Source organism: Streptomyces sp. WAC 04229, assembly GCF_003947455.1.
Taxonomy (GTDB): Bacteria; Actinomycetota; Actinomycetes; order Streptomycetales; family Streptomycetaceae; genus Streptomyces.
In genome coordinates this window covers 1-24,425 of record NZ_QHJH01000098.1, presented here as the reverse complement: position 1 = coordinate 24,425, position 24,425 = coordinate 1, and the positions used below count along the sequence as shown (strand labels likewise).

Genomic DNA, 24,425 nt, shown 5'->3' with positions numbered 1-24,425 from the left:
GCGGGGGGTGGTTCAAGCGCGCGGCCGCGTTCTCAGAGGAAGACTTGAGGGAGGACGTGGGCGCGGTCAGCCCTGGGGGTGCTCGTGGTGCTCGTGCAGCCCCGGCCACTCGTCCGGCCCGCCGCCCAGCAGTGCGATCTCGTACGGCTCCCAGCCGATCTCCGTGCCACCGTCCATGGCCCCTCACCCCCGTGTGTCCGGGGATGTGCCCGGCGCGGGGGGTGGTTCAAGCGCGCGGCCGCGTTCTCAGAGGAAGACTTGAGGGAGGACGTGGGCGCGGTCAGCCCTGGGGGTGCTCGTGGTGCTCGTGCAGCCCCGGCCACTCGTCCGGACCGCCGCCCTGCCACTCGACGAGCGCGTCCTCGGCCACGTCGGTCACGTACAGGTCGGCCAGGCGCAGCAGTTCGGCGACGTCGTCGATGTGGGAGGCGACGCCCAGTGTCTCGTCGCCGGAGGTGACCCGGCGGGAGCCGTCGAGGGCGGGGGAGTGGACGACGATGTGCGGATGCTCCGGTGGATGTGCCATGACTTCAGGCTGCTGCGGGCGCCCCGGATCCGCACCCCGGCCAACGCCGGAGAGCGCCGGATGCGGGACCGTCCGCATCCGGCGCTCTCCAGCCGGTGAAGGTTCTTCACGTGGTGTCCGTCCGGCGGCGCGAGGCTGGGCGCGACAGGTCGTTCGCGCCGCCGGACGGAGTCTTGGGGCCTCCGGGGAAAGCGGAGGCGGGGTGTGGCTGGGACCGCGGCGGTGCGACGGGCCCGGAGCGCTCCTCCCCTCAGGTCGTAGGAGGTACGTCCGTGCCCTTCACCACCGCACTGGCTCGCTGGCCGCCGCGGTCCTCGCCCTGCCCGCGCCGGCACCGGGCTCTCACCCCTCATCCGGGCTGCTCGGTGCCTGCGCGGGCCGCGCACACGGTCCCGGCCTCCCCGCCGGGTGCCGTGCGCGAGCCTGTGGCTCAGTCCTCGCGCAGGGCGCGGACCGCCTCCTCGACGCGCTTGCCGTACTCGGTGTCGGCCGCGTGGAAGTGCGCGAGGTTCTTCTCGACCACGTCGTTGCGGGAGACCTGGGACAGGCCGCCGGCGATGTTCGCGATCAGCCGCTTCTTCTCGTCCTCGGACATCAGCCGGTACAGCTCCCCGGCCTGGAAGAAGGGGTCGTCCTTGGTGTGCTGCGGCGCCTCGTGGGTGCCGGTGTGGCCGGAGACGGCGAGCGGCGCGGCCAGCGGGCGGCCGGTCTCCACCGGGCCGTCGTAGGAGTTCGGCTCGTAGTTCTTGGCGTCACGGCCCTGCGCGTTGGACGCCATGAGGCCGTCGCGGCCGTAGTTGGCGGCGCCGCCGGGCACTGCCTTCGGGGCGTTCACCGCGAGCTGGGTGTGGTTGACGCCCAGACGGTAGCGGTGCGCGTCCGCGTAGGCGAACAGGCGGCCCTGGAGCATCTTGTCGGGGGAGGGACCGATGCCCGGAACGAAGTTGTTCGGGGAGAACGCGGCCTGCTCGACCTCCGCGAAGACGTTGTCCGGGTTGCGGTCGAGCACCAGGCGGCCCACCCGCTTGAGCGGGTAGTCGGAGTGCGGCCACACCTTGGTCACGTCGAACGGGTTGAAGCGGTAGTTCGCCGCCTCGGCCACCGGCATCAGCTGCACGTGCAGCGTCCAGGACGGGTACACGCCCCGCTCGATCGCCTGCACCAGGTCGGTCTGGTGCGAGGTGGGGTCCTGGCCCGCGATCTCGGCCGCCTGCTCGGCGGTCAGGCAGCGGATGCCCTGGTCGGTCTTGAAGTGGTACTTGACGAAGAAGGACTCGCCCTTGGCGTTCGTCCACTGGTAGGTGTGCGAGCCGAAGCCGTCCATGTGGCGGTACGACGCCGGGATGCCGCGGTCGCCCATCAGCCAGGTCACCTGGTGCGTGGCCTCGGGGGAGTGCGCCCAGAAGTCGAAGACGTTGTCCGGCTCCTGACGCCCCGTGAACGGATCGCGCTTCTGCGAGTGGATGAAGTCGGGGAACTTGATCGGGTCCTTGATGAAGAACACCGGGGTGTTGTTGCCGACGAGGTCGTAGTTGCCCTCCTCGGTGTAGAACTTCACCGCGAAGCCGCGCGGGTCGCGGACCGCGTCCGCGCCGCCGAGCGAGTCGGCCACGGTGGAGAAGCGCAGGAAGACCTCGGTGCGCTTGCCGACGGTGCTCAGGAAGTCGGCGTGCGTGAAGCCGGTGACGTCGTCGGTCACCTCGAAGCGGCCGTAGGCGCCGGAGCCGCGGGCGTGCACCACGCGCTCCGGGATGCGCTCGCGGTTGAAGCGCGCGAGCTTCTCGATGAGGTGCTGGTCCTGGATCAGGAGGGGGCCGCCGATGCCGGCGGAAGCGGAGTTCTGGTTGTCGGCGACCGGGGCGCCGGACTCGGTGGTGAGCACGCGCTGCGACATCGTGGGCCTTCCGTGGTCTTCCGTGCGAGATTCAGCGGAAACTTGTTTCCGCTTCGTGGAGCCTAGATTTGGGGCGGAGACACGTCAACAGTTTGTTGAAGTGGGTTCCGGGCGGCGCCGCCGCTCGGGCGCGACAGGACAGGTGTCAGCGACGGCGCCGCCCGGAGGTCTGGTGCGGTGCGTACGGTCAGACCTGGGCGCCGGACAGGCGCTCCACGGCCCGCAGCAGCGCGGAGTGGTCCAGGCCGCCGTCGCCCTGGGAGCGCAGCGACGCGACCAGCTGGGCCACCACGGCGCCGACCGGCAGCGCGGCGCCGACGTTGCGGGCGGCGTCGGTGACGATGCCCATGTCCTTGTGGTGCAGGTCGATGCGGAAGCCGGGCTTGAAGTCGCGGCCCAGGAAGTTGTCCTTCTTCCGCGTCAGCACGGTCGAGCCGGCCAGGCCGCCGTTGAGGACGTCGAGGGCGGCCTTCAGGTCCACGCCCGACTTCTCCAGGAAGACCACGGCCTCGGCGCACGCCTGGATGTTCACGGCGACGATGAGCTGGTTGGCGGCCTTCACGGTCTGGCCCGAGCCGTGCGGACCGCACAGCACGATGGTCTTGCCGAGCGCCTCCAGGAGCGGCTTGGCCTCGTCGAAGTCGGCCTGCTCACCGCCGACCATGATGGACAGCACGGCCTCGATCGCGCCGGCCTCGCCGCCGGAGACGGGGGCGTCCAGGACGCGGATGCCCTTGTCCTTGGCGGCCTTCGCGAGGTCCACGGAGGTCTGCGGGGTGATCGAGGACATGTCGACCAGGAGCGCGCCGGACTTCGCGTTCTCCAGGATGCCGTCGGGACCGTAGGCGATGGCCTCGACCTGCGGCGACGCGGGGACCATGGTGACCACGACGTCGGCGTCGCGCACGGCCTCGGCGATCGAGCCGGCCACGGTGCCGCCGGCGGCGGACAGGCGGTCCAGCTTCTCCTGCTCCAGGGTGAAGCCGGTGACCTGGTAACCGGCCTTGATCAGGTTCTCGGACATGGGGGAGCCCATGATGCCGAGACCGATCCAGGCGACCTTGGGAAGAGTGCTCATGACGGGTACCTCTCTGAAAAAGTTCTGTGCGGGGTGGCGCTCAGCGGGCCGCGCGGGCCTCGGCCGGCAGCCAGGAGAAGGACTGGGCGCTGGGGTTGTCGCCCGGCTTGTACTCCAGGCCCACCCAGCCGTCGTAACCGGCCTTGCGCAGCTGGTCGAGCAGCTCCTCCAGCGGGAGCGAGCCGGTGCCGGGGGCGCCGCGGCCCGGGTTGTCGGCGATCTGCACGTGGCCGGTCTTCGCGGCGTACGCGTCGATCACCTGCGGCAGGTCCTCACCGTTCATGGACAGGTGGTAGAGGTCCATGAGGAACTTGGCGTTGCCCAGTCCGGTGGCCTCGTTGACCTGGTCCACGACCGCGATCGCGGCCGGCGCCGACACCAGCGGGTAGAGCGGCGACTCGGGCTTGTTCAGCGCCTCGACCAGCAGGACCGCGCCGATCCGGTCGGCCGCGCGGGCGGCCAGGACCAGGTTCTCCAGCGCGAGGCGGTCCTGCTCGGCCGGGTCCACGCCCTCGACGCGGTTGCCGTACAGCGCGTTGAGCGCCGTGCAGCCCAGCGACTGCGCGAAGCCGGCGGCCACGTCGATGTTGGCGCGGAACCGGTCCGACTCCTCGCCCGGCACCGACAGGGCACCGCGGTCGGGGCCCGGCAGCTGCCCGGCGTAGAAGTTCAGCCCGGTGAGCTGGACGCCCGCGTCCTCGATCGCCGACTTCAGGGCGTCGAGCTCGGACTGCTCGGGGGTGGGCGAGTCGATCCAGGGCCACCACAGCTCGACCGCGGTGAAGCCGGCCGCGGCGGCGGCCGCGGGGCGCTCCAGGAGCGGGAGTTCCGTGAAGAGGATCGACAGGTTGACGTTGAAGCGCTGGTCTGCGAAGCCCATCGGGTGCCGCGCTCCCTTCCGTTCGATCGTGTTCCGCATTACGGAAGTTCGTTTCTGCTTAATGGAAGATTGCCGTCGAGGTTCCGGGCTTGTCAAGAGGGGGCGGCGGAAAACGGTCACCCCGCGTTAGGTTGACCGCGTGCGATTGAGAGTGGAGTTCACGACCGAACCCTTCGACCTGGACGAGGCGCCCGCCCACGCTGTGGTGGCCCGCGAGGTCGTCGAGGCCGCCGAGCTGGACGCGGTCGACGTCGGCCCGTTCGGCAACACCGCCGAGGGCGGCGCCGACCAGGTGCTGGGCGCCGTGGACGCGCTGCTGCGCCGGACCCTGGAGGCCGGTGCCACCAGGATCTCGCTCCAGGTCAACGTGGTCGACGCGGTCGACGGCAGCCGGGACGGGGAGGGCGAGCGGTGACGGGCCCGGGGGAGGAGCCCTTCATCGCGGCTGTGAAGCCCCTGGTCGACGCCATCGGCGGCGAGATGGTCCCGCCGGACGAGGCCGGTCAGGACGACGTGGTGCTCTCCTGGGAGGGTGCCGACGTCGTCGCCGTGCGTCTGCCGCAGCTCGCCGACTCCCTGGACCACATCCTGGCCGCCCTGGAGCGCCGGCAGGGCATGCCGCTGGCCGATCTGGACCGCAGGGCCAAGCAGGAGGTGGTGCGGATGCTGGAGGCGCGGGGCGCCTTCTCGGTGCGCCACGGTGTCGAGACCGTCGCGGGCGCCCTCGGCGTCAGCCGCTTCACCGTCTACAACTACCTCAACCGCGAGAAGGGCGCCTGAGTCGCGGCACGCGCCTGACCAGGCACAACACGCTGAACGGCAAGCCGCCGCCCGGTAACCGGGCGGCGGCTTTCGCAACCCCGAATTTTCAACAAAGTGTTGACGGCTTGTTTCCGAGGGCGTTAGCTATCGGCACGCCCGTTCAGCACAAGGCCACGGAGGCTCCCGTGACGTCCACATCCGCGTCGGGCCTGGCCCGATTCAACACCCTCGAGGAGTCCGCGGCACGCGCCGAACTCCACGAGGCGTGCGCCTCCACGGCTTGGGCCCGGCACCTGCTCGCCGCCCGCCCCTTCGCCACCCCCGAGGACCTGTACGCCGCCAGTGACGCCGCCATGGCCGCGCTGACGGCCGACGACCTCGCGGAGGCGATGGCCGGACACCCGCCGATCGGCCGCCCCAAGCCCGGCGACCCGACCTCGTCCCGCGAGCAGGCGGGCATGGCCGGTGCCGCCGAGGAACTCAAGGCGGAGATGCTCGAACTGAACCTGGCCTACCAGGACAGGTTCGGCCACGTCTTCCTCATCTGCGCCACCGGCCGGACCGGCGAGCAGATGCGGGACGCGGTCAAGGAGCGGATCGGCAACTCGCCCGAGCAGGAGAGGGAGATCGTCCGCACCGAGCTGGGGAAGATCAACCGCATCCGCCTGACCCGACTCGTCGAACAGGACGCCTGACCATGAGCACCAGCACCACCGCCTCCGTGTCCACGCACATCCTGGACACCAGCGTCGGCCGCCCCGCCGAGGGCGTCGCCGTCCACCTCGCCGCCCGCGCGGGCGGCGAAGCGGACTGGCGGGCGCTCGGCGGCTCCGCGACCGACGCCGACGGACGGTGCAAGGACCTCCCGGCCCTGCCGGAGGGCACCACCCACGTACGCCTCGACTTCGACACCGAGACGTACTTCGCCAAGAAGCAAGCCGCGGCCCAGCAGGACGCCCCCGCGCTCCGGGACAGCGAGAACGGCCGGCCCGTGTTCTTCCCCGAGGTCACCATCACCTTCGCGGTGGTGCCCGGCGAGCACTACCACGTTCCGCTGCTGCTCAACCCGTTCGGCTACTCCGTTTACCGAGGGAGCTGACCGAAACCATGACCCGTTTCGTCCTGGGACAGAACCAGTACGGCAAGGCGGAGAACCGCGTCGTCAAGATCACGCGTGACGGCGACACGCACCACATCAAGGACCTCAACGTCTCCGTCGCCCTCTCCGGCGACATGGAGGAGGTCCACCGCAGCGGTTCCAACGCCAACGTCCTGCCGACCGACACCACCAAGAACACGGTGTACGCCTTCGCCAAGGAGCACGGCATCGAGAGCGCCGAGGACCTCGGCGTCAAGCTCGCCCGCCACTTCGTGGACAACAACGAGCCCATCGGCCGGGCCCGCATCCGCATCGAGGAGTACGGCTGGGAGCGGATCGAGACCTCGAAGGGCGGCGCCCGCTTCGTCGGCTCCGAGGAGATCGCCCACTCCTTCGTCCGCACCGGCCAGGAGACCCGCGTCGCGGAGATCACCTACGACGGCCACGGCATCCAGGTGCTCTCCGGGTTCAAGGACCTGACCGTCCTGAACTCGACCAACTCCGAGTTCTTCGGCTACCTGAAGGACAAGTACACGACCCTCAAGGAGGACTACGACCGGATCCTCGCCACCACCGTCTCCACCTGGTGGCGGCACAACTGGGACGGCGTCGACTCGCACGCCCCGGACTGGGACCGCTCGTACCACGGGGTGCGCAAGCACGCGCTCCAGGCGTTCGCCGAGACCTACTCGTACTCGCTCCAGCAGACCCTCTTCGAGATGGGTGTGCGGGTGCTGAACTCCCGCGACGAGGTCGACGAGATCCGCTTCTCCATGCCCAACAAGCACCACTTCCGCTCCGACCTGTCGCCCTTCGGGATCGACAACGAGGCCAAGGACGGCGCCGTCTACTACGCCGCCGACCGCCCCTACGGCCTGATCGAGGCCACCATCCTGCGCGACGGCGCCGAGCAACTGATCCCGGTCGACATGACCAACCTCTGACGCGGGACGCGCGCCGCCGGCCCGGCCACCGAGGCCGGCGGCGCGCCACACCGGAGGGAACACCATGGCACAGCCTGCATCGGAGCCGGCGAAAGGCTCCTGTTCCACCCCGCCGGCGCACACCGAGGACGCCGTCACGTCCGTGCACCCGGTGGACGAGAAGCTCCACCCCTCGCGGCTCGTCCCCGCCGCGCTCCAGCACATCGCCGCGATGTACGCGGGCGTCGTCACCCCTCCGCTCATCATCGGCCAGGCCGTCGGACTCGACCTGGAGGGCCGCACCCGGCTGATCGCCGCGAGCCTGCTCATCGCGGGCGTCGCCACCCTGCTCCAGACCCTCGGCGTCAAGGGCTTCGTCGGCAACCGGCTGCCCTTCGTCAACGCCGCCTCCTCGGCCGGCATCGCCCCCATCCTCGCCATCGCCGAGACCAACGGCGGCGGCGGTCAGCTCCCCGCCATCTACGGCGCGGTGATGGTCGCGGGCGTGTTCTGCCTCGCCGTCGGCCCGTTCTTCGGCCGGCTGCTCCGCTTCTTCCCGCCGCTGGTCACCGGCGTGGTCATCACCCTCATCGGCGTCACGCTGATGCCGGTGCCCGTCGCCTGGGCGCAGGGCGGCGACAAGGCCGCCGCCGACTTCGGCTCGATGCGCAACCTCGCGCTCGCCGCCTTCACCCTCGGCGTCATCCTCGTCGTCCAGCGGTTCGGCAGGGGCTTCCTCAAGCAGGTCGCCCTGCTCTTCGGCCTGCTCGTCGGCACCCTCGTCGCCCTGCCCCTGGGCATGGCCGACGTCGGCGCCCTGAAGTCCGCGCCGGTCGCCGCGCTGCCCACCCCGTTCGCCTTCGGCGCCCCCGAGTTCCAGCCCGCGGCCGTCCTGTCGCTGTGCATCGTGATGCTGGTCCTGATGACCGAGTCGTCCGCCGGCATGCTGGCCCTCGGCGAGATCTGCGACCGCCGCGCCGACTCCAAGGTCATCACCCGGGGCCTGCGCACCGACGGCCTCGCCACTCTGATCGGGCCGGTCTTCGGGGGCTTCCCCACCTCCGCCTTCGCGCAGAACGTCGGCGTCGTCTCGCTGACCCGGGTGCGCAGCCGCTACGTCGTCGCCGTCGCCGGCGCCACCCTGCTGGTCCTCGGCGCCTTCCCGGTGCTCGGCGCGGTCGTCTCCCTGGTCCCGATGCCGGTCCTGGGCGGCGCGGGCATCGTCCTCTTCGGCTCCATCGCCGTCAGCGGCATCCGTACGCTGTCCGAGGCCGGACTGGACGACAGCTCCAACATCATCCTGGTCGCCGTGGCGCTCGGCGCGGGCATCATCCCGCTGGCCGCGCCGGCCTTCTACGCCGAGTTCCCCGCCTGGGCGCAGACCGTCCTCGGCTCCGGCATCAGCGCCGGCGCGCTCGTCGCGGTCTCGCTCAACCTCTTCTTCCACCATCTCGGCACCCGGAGCCGCCAGCCGGTTCCGGCACTCAAATCCTCCTAGGGTCCTGCCGTGCCCTCCCCGTGGGTACTCGAATCCCCGCCCACGGGCCCCACTGAAAGACAAGGAAGCAGCATGGCAGCATCATCGGCAGCCGAGCGCACGGTCATCGAGAACTGCGCGATCGCGACCGTCGACGCGGGCGACACCGAGTACGCCTCGGGCCATGTCGTCATCGCCGGCAACCGGATCGAGTCGGTCGGCGCGGGCCGGGCACCGGAGGGTCTGGAGAACGTCGTACGCCGGATCGACGGGACCGGACACCTGGTCACGCCCGGTCTGATCAACACCCACCACCACTTCTACCAGTGGATCACCCGGGGCCTGGCCACCGACCACAACCTGTTCAACTGGCTGGTCGCCCTGTACCCGACGTGGGCGCGCATCGACGAGCCCATGGCGTACGCGGCGGCCCAGGGGTCCCTCGCCATGATGGCCCGCGGCGGCGTCACCACCGCCATGGACCACCACTACGTCTACCCGCGGGGCTCCGGCGACCTGTCCGGCGCGATCATCCGCGCCGCCCGCGAGACGGGTGTCCGCTTCACCCTCGCCCGCGGCTCCATGGACCGCGGCGAGTCGGACGGCGGGCTGCCGCCGGACTTCGCGGTGGAGAGCCTGGACGGCGCGCTCGCCGCCACCGAGGCCACCGTCGAGGAGCACCACGACTCCTCCTTCGACGCGATGACCCAGGTCGCCGTCGCCCCCTGCTCCCCCTTCTCCGTCTCCACCGAACTGATGCGCCAGGGCGCCGAGCTGGCCCGCCGCCTCGGCGTGCGGCTGCACACCCACGGCTCGGAGACCGTGGAGGAGGAGAAGTTCTGCCACGAGCTGTTCGGCATGGGACCGACCGACTACTTCGAGTCCACCGGCTGGCTCGGCGAGGACGTGTGGATGGCCCACTGCGTCCACATGAACGACTCCGACATCGCCGCCTTCGCCCGCACGAAGACCGGTGTCGCACACTGTCCGTCCTCCAACGCCCGCCTGGCCGCGGGCATCGCGCGGGTCCCCGACATGCTCGCCGCCGGCGTCCCGGTCGGCCTCGGTGTCGACGGCACCGCCTCCAACGAGTCCGGCGAACTCCACACCGAACTGCGCAACGCCCTCCTCATCAACCGCCTCGGCGCCCACCGCGAGGCCGCGCTGAACGCCCGCAAGGCGCTGCGCCTGGGGACCCACGGCGGTGCGCAGGTCCTCGGCCGGGCCGCCGAGACCGGCTCCCTGGAGGCCGGCAAGCTCGCCGACCTGGTGCTGTGGCGGATGGACACCCTCGCCCACTCCGCGATCGCCGACCCGGTGACCGCGCTGGTCTTCGGCGCCGCGGCCCCGGTCACGGCCTCGTTCGTGAACGGCCGGCAGATCGTCGAGGACGGCCGCCTGCTGACCGTCGACGAGGACGCCATCGCCCGCTCCACCCGAGACGAGGCGCAGCGCCTGGCGCGGATCGCCGCCCAGGCCTGAACACCGCACAACAGCACACCACTTGATCTCCGGCCGGGAGGGACGGCTCCCGGCCGGTAGCCGTGGACCCGAGCGGGGCCCACGGCGGCCGACTCCGGGGCGTGCGCGCCCATGCGCGCGCCCCCGGAGCGGTCACCGTTTCCCCAGACGGTCCGTCACGGTCCCGCACGACCATCACCACCAGCACCACCTCCATGACACCCGCGTCAGAGCCGACGCGTAACCGACCGGAGGGACGCCGCCGTGGCCGACCACCCTGTTGACGAGAAACTCCCGCCCCTGAAGATGGCGACGACCGGCCTGCAGCACGTGGCCGCGATGTACGCCGGAGTAGTCGCACCACCCCTGATCGTCGGCGCGGCCATCGGGCTGTCCGCCACCGAACTCACCTTCCTCACCGGTGCCTGCCTGTTCACCGCGGGCCTCGCCACCTTCCTGCAGACTCTGGGCGTCTGGAACATCGGCGCCCGGCTGCCGTTCGTCAACGGCGTCACCTTCGCGGGTGTCGCCCCGATGACCGCCGTCGTCGCCTCGACCGACGACAAGTCCGACGCGCTGCCGATCATCTTCGGCGCGGTCATCGTCGCCGGACTCCTCGGCTTCTTCGCAGCGCCCTTCTTCAGCAAGGCGATCCGCTTCTTCCCGCCGGTCGTCACCGGCACCGTGATCACCCTGATAGGCATATCCCTGCTGCCCGTGGCCTTCGGCTGGGCGCAGGGACCGAGCCCCGAGGCGGACGACTTCGGTTCGGCCACCAACCTCGGGCTGGCCGCGATCACCCTCGTGATCGTGCTCCTGCTGCGCCGCTTCACCACCGGCTTCGTCAAGCAGATCGCGGTGCTCCTCGGCCTGGTCGCGGGCACGCTCATCGCGATCCCGTTCGGCGTCACGGACTTCGGCCCGGTCGCCGACGCGGACGTCGTCGGCTTCCCGACGCCCTTCCACTTCGGCGCCCCGCAGTTCCAGATCGCCGCGATCGTCTCCATGTGCGTGGTGATGGTGGTCTCGATGACCGAGTCCACCGCCGACATGCTCGCCCTCGGCGAGATCGTGGACCGCCCGGCCGACGAGAAGACCATCGCGGCCGGCCTGCGCGCCGACACCCTCGGCTCGGCGATCAGCCCGGTCTTCAACGGCTTCATGTGCAGCGCCTTCGCGCAGAACATCGGCCTGGTCGCGATGACGAAGATCCGCAGCCGCTACGTCGTCGCCGTGGGCGGCGGCTTCCTGGTGCTGATGGGCCTGTGCCCGATGGCCGCCTCGCTGATCGCCGTCGTCCCCCGGCCCGTGCTCGGCGGGGCCGGCGTGGTGCTCTTCGGCTCGGTCGCGGCCAGCGGCATCCAGACCCTGGTCCGGGCGAGCCTCGACAAGGACAACAACGTCCTGATCGTGGCGGTCTCGCTGGCCGTCGGCATCATCCCGATCGCCGCCCCGGAGTTCTACCACTCGTTCCCGGAGAACGCGAAGATCATCCTGGACTCGGGCATCTCGACGGGCTGTGTGGCCGCGGTCGTACTCAACCTGCTCTTCAACCACATCGGCGGCCGGGGACGCGAGGCGGAGGACGTGACCCACCCGATGGAGGCGGGAGAGGAGATCACCGAGGCGTCCAGGGAACGCGGCCACGCCGTGACCCCGGGCACCTGACATGAACGGGGCCGGCGCCTCTCCCCGAGGGACGCCGGCCCCGCCGTCATCGGGCACGCCGGCCCGCGCCCTCCCGCAGCACCGCGGCCGCCAGCGCGAGCGCTCCCACCGAGACCGCCACCGCCACCCGGAACGCCAGCTGGTAGCCCTCGGCCGTGGCCGCCACCTGCCCCGTACCCTGGCCGAGCAGCGCATCGGTCCGCGCGGCCGCCGGCGTCGACAGCACCGCGAGCCCCAGCGAACCGCCCACCACCTGCGTGGTGTTGAAGACCCCGGACGCCAGCCCCGCGTCCTCCTCCCGCGCCCCGGTCATCGCCAGCCCCGTCAGCGCGGGCATCGCCGCGGCGAATCCGACGGCGAGCAGCAGCATCGGTGGCAGTACATCGGCGAGGTACGCGCCGTCGACCGGGGCCCGGCTCAGCAGCGCCGGTCCGGCCACGATCAGCGCCAGCCCGCCGGCAGCACGCGGTACGCCCCGAACCGCCCGACCGCACGGGCCGGCCACCCCAGCATCCGCCCGTCCTACGACAGGACCACCGCCCGGACCTGCTGGACGCCTGACGCCGCGCCGGGCTGCTGGGCCGTGTTCGAGCTCTCGGACCGGCTCCGGCCGAGACTGTCCGGGCCAAGCCGTTCACCGAGGTCGGCGGCACGTTTCTACACGATGTCCCGGGCTCTCTCGTAGGCCGCCAGTTCCTCGGCATTGCCGAGGAAGGCCGGGCCGCAGTGGGGTGGCAGACGATCGACGACCATCGCTACCGCAGCTTGCGCGTCGTCTGTCTCAGCGATCCGCGGGCTGGTTCGGCTCGGCCCTTCGACGTAGTACCGGCCGTCTGCCAGGGTGCCGATGTAGGGGATGTCCCAGGTGTGGCGGATCTCCGTGCACCTGCTGAAGTGCAGCTCCCACATTCCGGTCCAGGGGTGAAGCTGACGGAGCAGCGGCTCGGCATGCGCCACCAGCACCAGCTCGGCAAACGGAGCGGCAAGCGGCCACTCTTCCGTCCGGCGAGGTTCGCCGGCCGTGGCAAGGATGTCGTGCCAGGCTGCTTCGACAGTATGGGTCATGCGGTGATTGTGCGGGCAATGGTGCCCGTCACGCACCGGACGACCACTCGTTGGGCCCTTCGCGTGGCGGCCAGACCGCGAAGCTACCTCGCCGTCGCCGCCTCCGCTTTCACCGTGAGCGGTACGAACGCCGTCACAAGACCGAATCGGGACCGTGTGAGTCGGCACTGGTCTGTCTGCGGGGCTGATCGCTCCACTGCGGCGGAAGAACGGCTGGACACTGGCGGAGGAAGCCGGCCACGCGGGCCCTGATGCGCGACGAAGTGCGTCCGGCACCTGTAGCCGCACGCTGCCTACAGCCCTCGGCGGCGACGCTTCCAGACCAAAGTGGCTGCCACGAGCTTCCGCCCGTACAGGGCGTAGAGCAGAAGCGGATAGAGCGCCCAGCAGACAAGCACGACCGGAGTGTCAGAAGGATCGTCGTCATGGGGGTCGTCCGAGACGGCCAATGACAGGAATCCCACGCCGACGTAGAGAAACGGCAGCATGAGGATGGCGAAGGCAGACCAGTGACGCCGCAAGGACCATCGATGACGGGCCGTATGAAGGGGGTCGGGTTCCCGACCGCTCCAGCCGGTCTCGGCATCCTCCTCATCCGATGCCGGACCGGTGCGGAGCGGGGCGCTCTGCGTCAGGCGCGCGGTGTCGGAGTCGCCTGCTCCTGCACGCGACGTGGGAGCGGAAGCCCGGAGTCGCTCGAGGCGTTCGTATACGACCGACGCGCCATGGGGCCGTCGGTCCGGGTCGCGCTGCAGCAAGTCCGTGACCAGCCGGACGACAGCATGCGGCGTATCGGGTCGCACGCTGTTCAACAGCGGGGTCTCGTTGTCGAGTTTCCGTCGGATGACGGAGAGGGGGGAGCCGTCACCGAACGGAGGCTTCCCGGCGAGCAGAGCGAAGAGGACGCTGCCGAGGGCGTAGAGGTCGGAGCGTGCGTCGCCGCGCTGGTCGAGGAATTGTTCCGGTGCGCCGTAGAGGGCGGTACCGGCGGGGGCAAGCAGGGACGTGGGGACGACGGTGAACGTGTGGGTGTGGGCGAAGCCGGCGATACCGAAGTCGACGACCTTGATGCGACCGTCAGAGGTGAGCATGATGTTTGAGGGTTTGATGTCGTAGTGGACGACCTCCGCCTGGTGAGCGGCGACCAGAGCGGCGCAGATCGCTTGGGTGATCTCCAGTGCTCGCGCGAGGGGCAACGGGGCCTGTTCGTGCATGTGGTGGGCGAGCGTGGTGCCGTCGATGCGCTCCATGACCAGGAACCGCAGGCCATCATCGATGCCACGGTCGAAGAGGGAGACGACGTTGGGGTGGTTGATCTGCGCGACTGCCAAGGCTTCGCGCTCGAATCGATGGAGCAGGTCGGGCGAGGCGTCAGCGTCCTGTACAAGAAGCTTGATGGCCACGTCGCGGTGAAGATCGCGGTCGCGTCCAACCCATACCTCACCCATTCCGCCCCGGCCGAGCCGCTCGCGCAGCTCGTACCTGCCCGCGATCATCGTGCCGCGTTCCACCTACGCTCCAATCGCCCGCCCTACGACGCACGACGGGCGAGTACCAGTGTTACTGACCACGCCTGGAAGCGCAGGGTGGTTCCCCATGTCTCCCGGTCCAAGGCACCGACCGAGCACGGCGGATGGGCACCCGCGATGACGGACTGGAGCCAGTCCAAGCCCACGTTGCTGCGCCGGACTCGCCCGGCCTGGCGGGTTTCGCCGTGATCAAACCCGCCGACGCCGACCATGCCGGTGATCCATGCGCCTAGAGCCCGAACAGCCCCGGATCCGCGGCCAGTTCCTTGAAGCGTTCGCGCGGATCGGTCACCAGCTTGCGTGCCTTGAGGTCCATGAGGCCGCCGACGCCCTCCACTTCGGCGGCCACGGTGCCGTCCGGCTTGCGGATGATCTGGTGGATGCGGAAGGTCTTGCCCTCGCCCCACTCGAACGCGCAGGTCACCTCGACCTCGTCCCCGGCGAGCAGTTCGCGCTGGAAGCGGATGGTCGTCTCCAGGGCGACCGGGCCCACACCGCGGGCGACCAGATCGGCCTGCCGGATGCCGGCCGCGCTGAGCAGTGACCAGCGGGCGTGCTCGGCGTAGTTCAGGTACACGGCCTGGTTGAGATGGCCCTGCGTGTCGGTCTCGTACCCGCGGACCGTCACGGGTACGGAAAACGGCTCACTCACCGCTGCCGCCTCTCCTCTTGTACGTACGGACTTGTCGACATCCTGGCTTGTGGACGTACTGACCGGTCGATCCTGGCACGGTGGGGGAGCCTCACACCTTCCGTGGGGAGGCCAGCAGGTAACGGGCCCGGGTGCGTGGCTCGGTGTGCTCGCCGACCTGCCACCCCGCCCGCTCCAGGGTCTGCGCGCAAGCCCGCCGCGCGGTCTCGTCCGGCTCGTGCACGGCGACGGCCTCCGGCTGCGGGGTCGCGCGCACCCGGTACCCGTCGTCGCCCTCCGGGCCCGCCGGACGGTGCCCCGCCGCCTCCAGCGCGAGGGCGGCGGCCCGCACCAGGTGGGTCCGCTCCCACGCGCAGGGCAGTTCCGTACCGCCGTCGGGACGCGTCATCCGGCGCAGCTCGAGCAGTCCCTGCCAGGCGCCGCGTACCTCGCGCAGCCGGGCGGGCCCCGTACGCTCCGGCGCGTCTTCCTCCCCACCCACCCGCGCGGCGAAGACGCCCCCGTCGGAGTCGTCGGCCGCAGCGGGCGCCGGGCTTGCCGGCGGGTCCGGCTCGGCGCCCGCGTCCCGTATCCGGTGCCCGGCCGGGGTCAGGAAGTGGTCGTGCGGCGGGCGCGGGTGCCGGAAGGCGAGCCCCCGCTTCACCAGCGCCGCCAGCTGCGTCTCCGACCCCCTGAGACGCCCGGTGGCGGGGTCGGCGGCGTCGATGACCCGCCGCTGCGCGGGGGTGGGTGACAGTGCCACGGCGTCCTCCCTTCCCCTCCCCGGTCACGCCTTCGGTGACGCTCTCGAAGACTACGACGGGGGTCTGACATTCCACGCGGCGATCACCGGCCGCGCGTGCTCCGTACCCAGCCGGCACAGGGTGCCGGTGCCCAGCTGGAACAGCGCCCCGTGCGAGGGCGGCAGCCCCAGGTGCCGTGCGGTCAGCACCCGCAGGAAGTGCCCGTGCGCGACCAGCACCACGCACCCCTCGGTGTTGGCGAACGCCGCCTCCACCCGGGCCAGCACCCGGTCCGCCCGCTCCCCGACCTGCTCCGGCGTCTCCCCGGGGTGCTCCGGTGGCCCGGGCTCGACCCCGTCGCTGAACAGGAACCAGTCGGGCCGGGAGCGGTGGATCTCGACCGTCGTGATCCCTTCGTAGCCGCCGTAGTCCCACTCGTGCAGGTCCGGGTCGACCCGCACGTCGTGCAGTCCGATCAGCTCCGCCGTCTCCCGGGCGCGCTGGAAGGGGCTGACGAAGGCGGCCCCGATCCGGTGCGAGCGGATCAGCGGCACCAGACTCCGCGCCTGGTCCCGCCCGTGCTCGGTCAGCGGCACGTCCGTCAGCCCGGTGTGCCGGCCCGACCGCGACCACTCGGTCTCGCCGTGCCGGACCAGAAAAAGATCACCCATGTCTCCAGGCTACGGGCCCGGGCACGCCGTGGCCTCGCGGACCTCCGCCGCGGCCGGCAGCTCGATCCGCACCGTGAGCCCGCCCCGGAGGTTCGCCGCCGCCGTGACCCTGCCGTGGTGGGCCGAGGCGATCGACTGGACGATGGCCAGGCCGAGCCCGTGGCCCGAGCGGTCGCTGCCGACCCGGGGCCGGGCCCGGTGGAACGGTTCGAAGAGCCGGTCCAGCACGGTCTCGTCCACCGGCGGGCCGGTGTTCTCGACCTCCAGCACCAGCCCCCGCGCCGCTCCCTCCCGGAAGAGGCAGACCCGGACGCTGCCGTTCTCGGGCACGTTGTGGGCGAGCGCGTTGTCGAGGAGGTTGAGGACGAGCTGCCGCAGCAGGGTGGCGTTGCCGGTGAGATGACACTCGTCCAGAACGTCACCTCCGCGATGGAGATCACCGGGGTGAAGGGCGTCCGGAAGAAGCAGCGCGCCGTCGAACTCCTGGGTCTGCTCGGGGTGGAGGCGGACGACCGGAACCGCAGGACGCCGGCGCTCTCCGGCGGCCAGCAGCAGCGGGTGGCCATCGCCCGGGCGCTCGCCTGCGAGGTCGACATCCTGTTCGCCGACGAGCCCACCGGCAGCCTCGGCCCGGACACCGCCGACGGGATCATCGAGGTCTTCCGGCGGCTGGCGCACGACGTGGGCAAGTGCGTGATCCTCGTGACCCACTCACGGGCGGTCGCGGACGCGTCGGACGAGGTGATCCGCCTCAAGCGCGGCAGGCTGACGAGGACCTGAGCGGCCGCTACTGCCGGTATCCGCCCAGGAACCGGCCGATCCGCCCGATGGCCGCCTCCAGGTCGTCCGCGTGGGGCAGCGTGAGGATGCGGAAGTGGTCGGGGCTCGGCCAGTTGAAGCCGGTGCCCTGGACCACCTGGATCTTCTCGCGCAGCAGCAGGTCCAGGACGAATTTCTCGTCGTCGTGGATGCCGTGCACCTTCGGATCGATGCGCGGGAACGCGTAGAGCGCGCCCTTGGGCTTCACACAGGAGACGCCCGGGATCTCGTTCAGCTTCTCCCAGGCCACGTCACGCTGTTGGCGCAGCCTGCCGCCCGGGGCCGTCAGCTCGCGGATCGACTGGCGGCCGCCGAGCGCGGCCTGGATGGCGTACTGCGCGGGCGCGTTGGCGCACAGGCGCATGGAGGCCAGCATGGTCAGGCCCTCAAGGTAGTCCTTCGCGTGCTGCCTGGGGCCCGTGACGACCAGCCAGCCGGAGCGGAAGCCCGCCACCCGGTACGTCTTGGAGAGCCCGCAGAAGGTGAGCACCACCAGGTCGGGAGCGAGGGCGGCGGCCGAGTGGTGCACGGCGTCGTCGTAGAGGATCTGGTCGTAGATCTCGTCGGCGAAGACCATCAGGCCGTGTCGCCGGGCGAGGTCGAGGATGCCCTCGACGATCTCCTTGGGATAGACCGCGCCGGTGGGGTTGTTGGGGTTGATGACGACGACGGCCTTGGTGCGGTCGGTGATCTTCGACTCCATGTCGGCCAGGTCGGGGTACCACTCGGCCTGCTCGTCGCAGAGGTAGTGCACCGCCTTGCCGCCCGCGAGGGTGGTCACCGCCGTCCAGAGGGGGAAGTCGGGGGCGGGGATCAGCACCTCGTCGCCGTCCTCAAGGAGCGCCTGTACGGCCATGGAGACCAGCTCCGAAACACCGTTGCCGAGGAAGACGTCGTCCACGTCCACCTCCAGACCCAGGGTCTGGTAGCGCTGGGCCACGGCGCGGCGGGCGGAGAGGACGCCGCGCGAGTCCGTGTATCCGTGCGCCCGCGGCAGCATGCGGATCATGTCCTGGAGGATCTCCTCCGGCGCCTCGAAGCCGAAGAGGGCCGGGTTACCGGTGTTGAGGCGCAGCACGCTGTGCCCCGCCTCCTCCAGCGCGTTGGCGTGCTCGATGACCGGGCCGCGGATCTCGTAGCAGACCTCGCTGAGCTTGTTCGACTGCCGGAACTCCATGCGCCGCTTCCCCTCCGGTATCTGGTGTTGCTTGGTTTTACCAAGTAGGAGCTTGGAAAGTCCAACAACTTGTCTACACTGCGTCGCATGTCACCTCGCCGAAGCTACGGCCAGTACTGTTCCGCCGCCCGCGCGCTCGACGCCGTCGGTGACCGCTGGACCCTGCTGATCGTCCGGGAGCTGCTCGCCGGGCCGCGGCGCTACACCGACCTGCACGCCGACCTGCCCGGCGTCAGCACCGACGTGCTCGCCTCACGGCTGAAGGACATGGAGCGCGAGGGACTGACGACCCGCCGCAGGCTGCCGCCGCCCGGAGCGGCGTACGTCTACGAACTCACCGCGCGGGGACACGAGCTGCTGCCGGTGCTGGAGGCCCTCGGTGCGTGGGGCGCGGGCGAGCTGAGGGAGCGGCGGCCCACGGACGCCCTGCGGGCGCACTGGTTCGCCCTGCCCCTGCTGCGCGCCCTCAGGGAGGCCGGGGCGGCTCAGGGGCTGGTCGAGGTCCGGCTGGAGGAGGGCGACTTCCACCTGCGCGCCGGTGGGCGGGGCGACGACGGCCCCGTGTACGGCGACGGCCCGGCGCCAGGTGAGCCCGACGCCCGGCTGGTGCTGGACGCCAGGACGTGCGCGGCGCTGAGCCGCGGTGAGACCGGGCTGCGGGAGGCGGTGCGGGAGGGCCTGGTCGAGGTCACCGGTGACGGCGCGGCGGCCAAGGCGCTGCGCGAGGGGTGAGACGCCAGGAGGCCCGCCCCGTGTGCGGGGCGGGCCTCCTGCACGCACGTCAGGCCGTCGGCGGCACCCGGGACGGCCGGCCCGACCCGCGGGTCAGCGCGTAGCCGCCGATGCCCGCGAGCGCGGCCAGCACCGCGCCGATGCCGGTCCACACCCAGCGGTCCGACCACCAGCCCGACGACCAGCCGTCCTCCGGCTCGATCGCGGAGAGCACGGCGCCGCGCTCCTCGCCGTCCTCCCCGTCGTCCGTGCCGGAGGACACCGCGACGCCCGGCACCAGCGGCTCGGCGAGCGAGCCGTCGACCGCCGCGGCCCCGCCGATGTCCTTCGAGTCCACCCGTACCTCGGTGCCGACCGGGACGCCGAGGTCGGACGTCGGCAGGTTCACGGCCGTCAGCCGGACGTAGTACGTGCCCGGCAGCGGGTCGTTGGCCCACGGCTCCGACCAGGCGCGCACCGTGCGCAGCACGCAGGCCAGTCGCAGAGCGGAGGCGTCCGCGGCGGCGGTGCGGTTCTCGGCGCCCCACTGGCAGGCCTGGCGGCGGCGCAGACCGTCGTACACGTCGATCCGCCAGGTCTGCGCCTCGTGCGTCTCGGGCAGCTTCACCGTGGCCCGCACGGTGGGCCGTTGGCCGGCGTCGGCGGGGAACGACCAGTACAGGTAGTCGCCCGCGGAGCCGTTCGCCGTGGCCGGCTGCCCCTGCTCGATCTCGGCCGCCGTACGGAACGACGTACCCGCCTCGGTCGGCGCGCCGCCGTCGTCCGACGGGCTCGCGGAGGGCGAGGGGCCGGCCGCCGCGGGGGCCGCGGCCAGTCCCAGCAGCAGCACGGCCGCGCTCAACGCTCGGGTCACTCGCATCAGTTGGTCCTCCAGACCGCGAACCGCCAGCGCGACAGCCAGCCCCACAGCAGACCGGCCAGGAAGCCGACGAGCACCAGCACGCCGAGCAGCCACCAGCCCCGGCCGAGACCGAAGGAGGCCACGTCGTCGGCGTCGCTCGGGGCGTCCACGACGTCGACGGTCAGCTCCAGCGGCAGACCGGGCGTGCTCTTCACGCCGGAGGCGGCGGAGAAGGAGTGGGTGACCTGGAGGCACACGGCCTCGGCCGCCGCGTCCGCCGAGTCCTCGTCCGAGTCGCTCTCCGCCTTCGGGTACCGCAGGCCCGTCGAGAGCACGTCGGTGCGGCCGGTACCGGCCGCCTCGCCGCGCACGATCTCACGCCCGTGCGCCGTCACCGCCCGCAGCAGCACACCGTGGGACGGGTTCACGGCCCGGTCGGCGCCCACGCTCACCGAGGCGCGCAACTCCTCGCCCGGCGCCACGTCGACCCGGTACCAGCGCTGCCCGCCGAACTCCGCTCGGTCGGTGTACAGACCCGACTTCAGCGTCGGCGCCTTCGCGCAGGAGTCCGCGCCCTCGGTGGCGACCGGCGTCACCACCGGGTCGGCCGCTCGGTCCACCAACTGGTTGACCTTCTCGGTCAGTTCGTCGGTGTGCTCGACCGACGTGTAGGTACCGCCGGTCGCCTCGGCGATGCAGCTGAGCTGCTGCCGCATCTTCGCGTTGGGGACCAGGCCCAGCGTGTCGATCGTCAGCCCGATCCCCTTGGCGGCGATCTCGCGGGCCACCTCGCACGGGTCGAGCGGGGCGCAGGTGTCCTCGCCGTCGCTGATCAGCACGATCCGCTTGGAGCCGGCGCCGCCGTCGAGGTCGTCGGCCGCCTCGAGCAGCGCGGGGCCGATCGGCGTCCAGCCGGTGGGCGCCAGCGTGGCCACCGCCGTCTTCGCCTCGGTGCGGTCCAGCGGACCCACCGGGTAGAGCTGCGCGGTGTCCTTGCAGCCCGTCCTGCGGTCGTCGCCCGGGTAGTCGGCGCCGAGCGTGCGGATGCCGAGCTGCACCTCTTCGGGCGTCGCGTCCAGCACCTCGTTGAAGGCCTGCTTCGCCGCGGCCATCCGGGTACCGCCGTCGATGTCCCGCGTCCGCATCGACCCGCTGACGTCGAGCACGAGGTCGACCTTGGGAGCGTCCTCACCCGTGGGTTCACCGGCCACCGCTCCGGCCGGGAACGCCAACCCGGCCGTCAGCGCGGCGAGCAGGGCACAGGTGCCCGCCGCCAGCCGTGTTCTTGTGATCATCGGCGGATCCTATTGATCGCTGGCCCCGGGCTCCAAAACGAGACCGCCGCGACGCCCCGACTTCACCCCGCGTGCAGCGGATTGGGCAGCTCCGTCCACAGATCCCCCGCGATCCCCGGCGAAGTACGCATCAGCGTCAGCGACTTCACCGGCAGCGGCTCCTCCGACAGGGCCAGCACGTCGGGAGTGCGCGGCAGTTCGCGTACCGCCTCCTCCAGCGCCTTGGCCAGCGCCGCACCGGAACCGGCCGTCGCCGCCAGCGCGCCGCCCACCAGCGAACCGAACAACTTGCGCCGCAGCGCCACCGGATCGTCGGTGAGCATCCGCGGGGGAAGCGGCGGGACGGCGACTGCGTGCCGGGCCAGGCGGGCCGGGCTGACACGGATGTCGGCCAGGTCGCGGTAGACCAGGCGCAGCGGCTCGCCCGTCGGGGAGAGCACCACGAGCAGGTTCTGCCCGTGCGCCTCCAGGGCCACGCCCAGCTCCAGCAACCGCAGCCCCACGCCGAGCGCGAGCCGGGCGAACGCGGCCTGCCACCCGGGCGCCCCGGACAGCCCGGTGCCCGCCAGCGCGGCCACCGGGACCACGTGCTCGCCGGGGGCCGCGTAGGCCCGCGGCGACTCGCGCAGTACGGCGGCCAGGTCGGGGGAGCCGGCGGCCACCGCGCCCAGGGTGCCGGTGACGTGCAGCAGCCCGTCCAGGCGCGCCGCCAGCTCCTGCCCGAAGCGGGACACGTCCGCCGACGCGCCGACCGAGGCGACCGAGATGTCCCGCACCGAGGAGGTCAGACGGGCGCTGAGCGCGGTCTTGACGTGCGGTCCGCCGGGCACGGCCAGCGTCCGCAGGGACATCAGCGGGTGCGCGGCGAGCCCCTCCTCGCAGGGCCGCTTGAGCACGTGCGCCGCCTGCCACGGATGCACCGGCACCAGCACCGCCGGCCCGTCCCGCAGCTCCCGCGGCCACGCCCCCGTCACCAGGCATTCGGCCACCGGGACGGGCACCAGGCCCAGCTCGACCACGGGCCCGTGCTCGGGCCCGTACGCGAGCTGCTCCGCCACCGAGAAGCCCGGCCGCGAACGGCAGCCGGGGTGATACGGGTGCCCGTCGACCACGCGCCGTTCCCAGCCCCAGTCGGTCGCCGGCCACTCGTCCGGGTGAACCTCCGGCGCCGCACCGCCCGCCGCCCGCGGCTGCCCGGCGCGGGACAGCGCCAACGAGGCGACGCTGTGCCCGAGTTCGGCGGCGAACCCGGTGGAGTGCGCTACGGCGAGGTCGGTCATCAGCCGCTCCGGGTCGTCGTACGCGACCTCGTCGAGCTGGACGACCGGGGCGTACGCGTCCGTGCGGTACGGGTCGGCCGCCGGACCGGCCAGCCGCCGGCCGTCCCCGAGGCGCAGCACCAGCCCGTCCCCGGCGGGCTCCCGGCCCGCGATCCAGGGCAGCGGCTCATGGGCGAACGCACGCCACAGCCGGGACAGCACGGCCGCGCGGGCGCCCGGCCGCTCGGCGGCGAACCGGTCGGCCAGAGCGGGGCGGACGGCCGCCACCTCGTCGGCGACCTCGGCCTCTGTGCTGCTGGGACGGTGCACGGGCGGGCTCCTCGGGTACGGGTACGACGGCAGGCGGAGGGACGACTACGGACCTGGCGTCTACAGACATACTGATCGTCTCCGTCCTCTCCGCCATGGACAGACCGTAGGGAACGAGTGGAACGCGTGGATCTCCTGCCCCCGCCCACCGGCACCGACGCCGCCCGGGACGCCGCCTCCCCGGGCGGCATCGCCGAGCGCGCCGACGCCTGCGCGGCCGTACCGCTGCTGAACTGCCTGCTGCGCGAGGTGGCCCGGCCGCTGCCCGACGCCGGGGCGCGCCCGGTGTACCGGCTGCCCGGCGGCAGACTGCTGCGGGTGCGCGCGGGCCGGCGCCCCGCCGAACCGGAACTCCGCGCGGCGGGCGGCTGGCACCGCGTCGGCCACGCCGAGCTGGTGAAACTCGTCGCGGAGGAGCTGCGCCGGCACACCGGCCTGGCCAACCACGAACTGCCCACCGAGATGACCGACAGCCGGGACGCGGTGGCCGCGCTGCTGACGGCACGCGCGCGTGCCACCCCGCCGGAGGATCCCTACCTCCGCTCCGAGCAGTCCCTCCTCACCGGCCACACCCACCACCCCGCCCCCAAGGCGCGCGGCGGCGGCCCGCACTCCGGCTGGCTGCCGTACGCGCCCGAGGCGCACGCCCGCTTTCCGCTGGTGCTGCTCGGCGTGCGCGAGGACACGGTCGTCGAAGAGGGCGACACCGTCGCCCTGGACGCCCTCGGCCAGGCCCCGCCCGGCTACCGGCTGCTGCCGGCCCACCCGTGGCAGCTGGACCTGGCGGCGACCGCGCTCGCCCCCGCCTTCCGCGACGGCCGGGTCGTCCGGCTGGGCACCACCGGCTTCTTCACCTGGCCGACGGCGGCGATCCGCACGGTGTACGCGCCCGAGTACCTGCCGGGCCGCGACCTCTTCCTGAAGTTCAGCCTCGACGTGCGCATCACCAACGACATCAGGCGCCTGTGGCGGCACGACCTGCTCCGGCTGCGCCGCACGGACACGGCGGTCACCGAGGCGTTCGCCGCCGCCGGGCCCCCGGCGGCCTGGCTCGGCGACCGCGGCCACCGCACCGTGGACTTCGCCTTCGAGGAACTCGCCGTCGTCGTCCGCGACGGCCTGCGCGACCGCGTCCTGCCCGGCGCGACCCCGCTGCTCGCCGCCGCGCTCGTGGAGGGCTTCCCCGGCAGCCCACTGGCCCGCGCCACCGACCCCGCCGCCTGGTGGCGGGCGTACCTCGACGCCGTCGTGCCGCCCGTCCTGACCGCCTTCGCCGACGACGGCGTCGTCCTGGAGGCCCACCTCCAGAACACCCTGGTCGCCGTGGACGCCGACGGCATCCCGGTCCAGGCCCTCTTCCGGGACGCTGAGGGCGTCAAGCTGCTGCCGGACACCTCCCGCGCGGACGGCTGGGAACGGCTGGTGTACTGCCTGGTCGTCAACCACCTCTGGGAGATCGCCGCCGCCCTGGCCGAACACCACCCCGGCCTCGACCCCTGGCCGGCGGTCCGTCGCGCCCTCTCCCGCCATCCGCTCCCCGAGATCCCCGCCCTGCTCACCGCCCC

The 24,425-nt window shown here is 72.0% G+C and carries 25 protein-coding genes and 2 pseudogenes; 12 read left to right on the top strand and 15 right to left on the bottom strand.

Annotated features, from left to right (window positions below; translation table 11 throughout):
• Nucleotides 1-280 precede the first annotated feature (280 nt).
• The 4 genes from DMH12_RS23745 to DMH12_RS23730 form a co-directional block, all read right to left on the bottom strand.
• On the bottom strand, nucleotides 281-526 hold the full coding sequence (locus DMH12_RS23745; protein ID WP_161330838.1) for a hypothetical protein: 246 nt from the start codon (nucleotides 524-526) through the stop codon (nucleotides 281-283).
• 430 nt (nucleotides 527-956) lie between these two features.
• The gene (locus DMH12_RS23740; protein WP_125493503.1) at nucleotides 957-2,420 is read right to left on the bottom strand and encodes a catalase; all 1,464 of its coding nucleotides are present in this window, start codon (nucleotides 2,418-2,420) and stop codon (nucleotides 957-959) included.
• A gap of 187 nt (nucleotides 2,421-2,607) precedes the next feature.
• Nucleotides 2,608-3,498: a 2-hydroxy-3-oxopropionate reductase gene (locus DMH12_RS23735; RefSeq protein WP_125493502.1), complete on the bottom strand. Its 891-nt coding sequence runs from the start codon at nucleotides 3,496-3,498 to the stop codon at nucleotides 2,608-2,610.
• Between the two features lie 40 nt (nucleotides 3,499-3,538).
• Entirely contained in the window at nucleotides 3,539-4,378 is an 840-nt protein-coding gene (locus DMH12_RS23730; protein WP_125493501.1) for a TIM barrel protein, read from the bottom strand.
• 139 nt (nucleotides 4,379-4,517) lie between these two features.
• On the opposite strand from DMH12_RS23730, the gene DMH12_RS23725 reads away from it, so the two are divergent.
• From DMH12_RS23725 to DMH12_RS23690, 8 genes are all read left to right on the top strand, one after another.
• A complete protein-coding gene (locus DMH12_RS23725) occupies nucleotides 4,518-4,793 on the top strand; it encodes a thiamine-binding protein (RefSeq protein WP_185832494.1) in 276 nt (91 codons plus the stop codon).
• The gene (locus DMH12_RS23720) at nucleotides 4,790-5,158 is read left to right on the top strand and encodes a helix-turn-helix domain-containing protein (RefSeq protein WP_122618798.1); all 369 of its coding nucleotides are present in this window, start codon (nucleotides 4,790-4,792) and stop codon (nucleotides 5,156-5,158) included. The genes DMH12_RS23725 and DMH12_RS23720 overlap by 4 nt, the downstream gene beginning before the upstream one ends.
• Nucleotides 5,159-5,325: 167 nt before the next feature.
• Nucleotides 5,326-5,835 (top strand): 2-oxo-4-hydroxy-4-carboxy-5-ureidoimidazoline decarboxylase, encoded by a 510-nt coding sequence (uraD, locus tag DMH12_RS23715; protein ID WP_161330996.1) that lies wholly within the window; start codon nucleotides 5,326-5,328, stop codon nucleotides 5,833-5,835.
• 2 nt (nucleotides 5,836-5,837) lie between these two features.
• Complete coding sequence (gene uraH / locus DMH12_RS23710; protein WP_125493499.1) at nucleotides 5,838-6,239, top strand: hydroxyisourate hydrolase; 402 nt, start codon at nucleotides 5,838-5,840, stop codon at nucleotides 6,237-6,239.
• 8 nt (nucleotides 6,240-6,247) lie between these two features.
• Complete coding sequence (pucL, locus tag DMH12_RS23705) at nucleotides 6,248-7,183, top strand: factor-independent urate hydroxylase (protein ID WP_125493498.1); 936 nt, start codon at nucleotides 6,248-6,250, stop codon at nucleotides 7,181-7,183.
• 64 nt (nucleotides 7,184-7,247) lie between these two features.
• Nucleotides 7,248-8,660, top strand: a complete 1,413-nt coding sequence (locus DMH12_RS23700) for a nucleobase:cation symporter-2 family protein (RefSeq protein ID WP_125493497.1) — start codon at nucleotides 7,248-7,250, stop codon at nucleotides 8,658-8,660.
• Nucleotides 8,661-8,732: 72 nt separating this feature from the next.
• A complete protein-coding gene (locus DMH12_RS23695; RefSeq protein ID WP_125493496.1) occupies nucleotides 8,733-10,121 on the top strand; it encodes an 8-oxoguanine deaminase in 1,389 nt (462 codons plus the stop codon).
• 243 nt (nucleotides 10,122-10,364) lie between these two features.
• Nucleotides 10,365-11,768 carry a nucleobase:cation symporter-2 family protein gene (locus tag DMH12_RS23690; protein ID WP_125493495.1) on the top strand — a complete coding sequence of 468 codons (1,404 nt, stop codon included), beginning with the start codon at nucleotides 10,365-10,367 and terminating at the stop codon, nucleotides 11,766-11,768.
• Nucleotides 11,769-11,814: 46 nt separating this feature from the next.
• On the opposite strand, the pseudogene DMH12_RS23685 reads toward DMH12_RS23690, so the two are convergent.
• Nucleotides 11,815-12,281, bottom strand: a pseudogene (locus tag DMH12_RS23685) (MFS transporter); the annotation flags it as partial.
• A gap of 144 nt (nucleotides 12,282-12,425) precedes the next feature.
• Nucleotides 12,426-12,833, bottom strand: a complete 408-nt coding sequence (locus DMH12_RS23680) for a DUF6193 family natural product biosynthesis protein (RefSeq protein ID WP_221763138.1) — start codon at nucleotides 12,831-12,833, stop codon at nucleotides 12,426-12,428.
• Between the two features lie 50 nt (nucleotides 12,834-12,883).
• Between DMH12_RS23680 and DMH12_RS40530 the strand changes: the two are divergent.
• Nucleotides 12,884-13,086, top strand: a pseudogene (locus tag DMH12_RS40530) (IS701 family transposase); the annotation flags it as partial.
• A gap of 40 nt (nucleotides 13,087-13,126) precedes the next feature.
• On the opposite strand, the gene DMH12_RS23675 reads toward DMH12_RS40530, so the two are convergent.
• The 5 genes from DMH12_RS23675 to DMH12_RS39925 form a co-directional block, all read right to left on the bottom strand.
• Entirely contained in the window at nucleotides 13,127-14,344 is a 1,218-nt protein-coding gene (locus tag DMH12_RS23675) for a protein kinase domain-containing protein (protein WP_125493494.1), read from the bottom strand.
• 247 nt (nucleotides 14,345-14,591) lie between these two features.
• Nucleotides 14,592-15,014 (bottom strand): thioesterase family protein, encoded by a 423-nt coding sequence (locus DMH12_RS23670; protein WP_125493493.1) that lies wholly within the window; start codon nucleotides 15,012-15,014, stop codon nucleotides 14,592-14,594.
• Nucleotides 15,015-15,105: 91 nt separating this feature from the next.
• A complete protein-coding gene (locus DMH12_RS23665) occupies nucleotides 15,106-15,756 on the bottom strand; it encodes a hypothetical protein (RefSeq protein ID WP_125493492.1) in 651 nt (216 codons plus the stop codon).
• Between the two features lie 51 nt (nucleotides 15,757-15,807).
• Nucleotides 15,808-16,407: a histidine phosphatase family protein gene (locus tag DMH12_RS23660; protein ID WP_125493491.1), complete on the bottom strand. Its 600-nt coding sequence runs from the start codon at nucleotides 16,405-16,407 to the stop codon at nucleotides 15,808-15,810.
• Nucleotides 16,408-16,416: 9 nt separating this feature from the next.
• Nucleotides 16,417-16,785 (bottom strand): sensor histidine kinase KdpD, encoded by a 369-nt coding sequence (locus DMH12_RS39925; RefSeq protein ID WP_260474325.1) that lies wholly within the window; start codon nucleotides 16,783-16,785, stop codon nucleotides 16,417-16,419.
• Between the two features lie 21 nt (nucleotides 16,786-16,806).
• On the opposite strand from DMH12_RS39925, the gene DMH12_RS39920 reads away from it, so the two are divergent.
• On the top strand, nucleotides 16,807-17,187 hold the full coding sequence (locus tag DMH12_RS39920) for an ATP-binding cassette domain-containing protein (protein WP_260474324.1): 381 nt from the start codon (nucleotides 16,807-16,809) through the stop codon (nucleotides 17,185-17,187).
• Between the two features lie 7 nt (nucleotides 17,188-17,194).
• Here DMH12_RS39920 and DMH12_RS23650 read toward each other — a convergent pair whose 3' ends face one another.
• On the bottom strand, nucleotides 17,195-18,403 hold the full coding sequence (locus tag DMH12_RS23650; protein WP_125493489.1) for a pyridoxal phosphate-dependent aminotransferase: 1,209 nt from the start codon (nucleotides 18,401-18,403) through the stop codon (nucleotides 17,195-17,197).
• Nucleotides 18,404-18,490: 87 nt separating this feature from the next.
• Between DMH12_RS23650 and DMH12_RS23645 the strand changes: the two genes are divergently transcribed.
• On the top strand, nucleotides 18,491-19,135 hold the full coding sequence (locus DMH12_RS23645) for a helix-turn-helix domain-containing protein (RefSeq protein WP_125493488.1): 645 nt from the start codon (nucleotides 18,491-18,493) through the stop codon (nucleotides 19,133-19,135).
• A 49-nt stretch (nucleotides 19,136-19,184) separates the two neighbouring features.
• On the opposite strand, the gene DMH12_RS23640 is transcribed toward DMH12_RS23645, so the two are convergent.
• The 3 genes from DMH12_RS23640 to DMH12_RS23630 form a co-directional block, all read right to left on the bottom strand.
• The gene (locus DMH12_RS23640; RefSeq protein ID WP_125493487.1) at nucleotides 19,185-19,994 is read right to left on the bottom strand and encodes a hypothetical protein; all 810 of its coding nucleotides are present in this window, start codon (nucleotides 19,992-19,994) and stop codon (nucleotides 19,185-19,187) included.
• A complete protein-coding gene (locus DMH12_RS23635) occupies nucleotides 19,994-21,271 on the bottom strand; it encodes a VWA domain-containing protein (protein ID WP_125493486.1) in 1,278 nt (425 codons plus the stop codon). The genes DMH12_RS23640 and DMH12_RS23635 overlap by 1 nt, the downstream gene beginning before the upstream one ends.
• A gap of 62 nt (nucleotides 21,272-21,333) precedes the next feature.
• Nucleotides 21,334-22,860 carry an IucA/IucC family protein gene (locus DMH12_RS23630; protein WP_125493485.1) on the bottom strand — a complete coding sequence of 509 codons (1,527 nt, stop codon included), beginning with the start codon at nucleotides 22,858-22,860 and terminating at the stop codon, nucleotides 21,334-21,336.
• A 117-nt stretch (nucleotides 22,861-22,977) separates the two neighbouring features.
• Between DMH12_RS23630 and DMH12_RS23625 the strand changes: the two genes are divergently transcribed.
• On the top strand, nucleotides 22,978-24,425 hold a 1,448-nt coding region (locus tag DMH12_RS23625; RefSeq protein WP_125493484.1), incomplete at its 3' end, for an IucA/IucC family protein.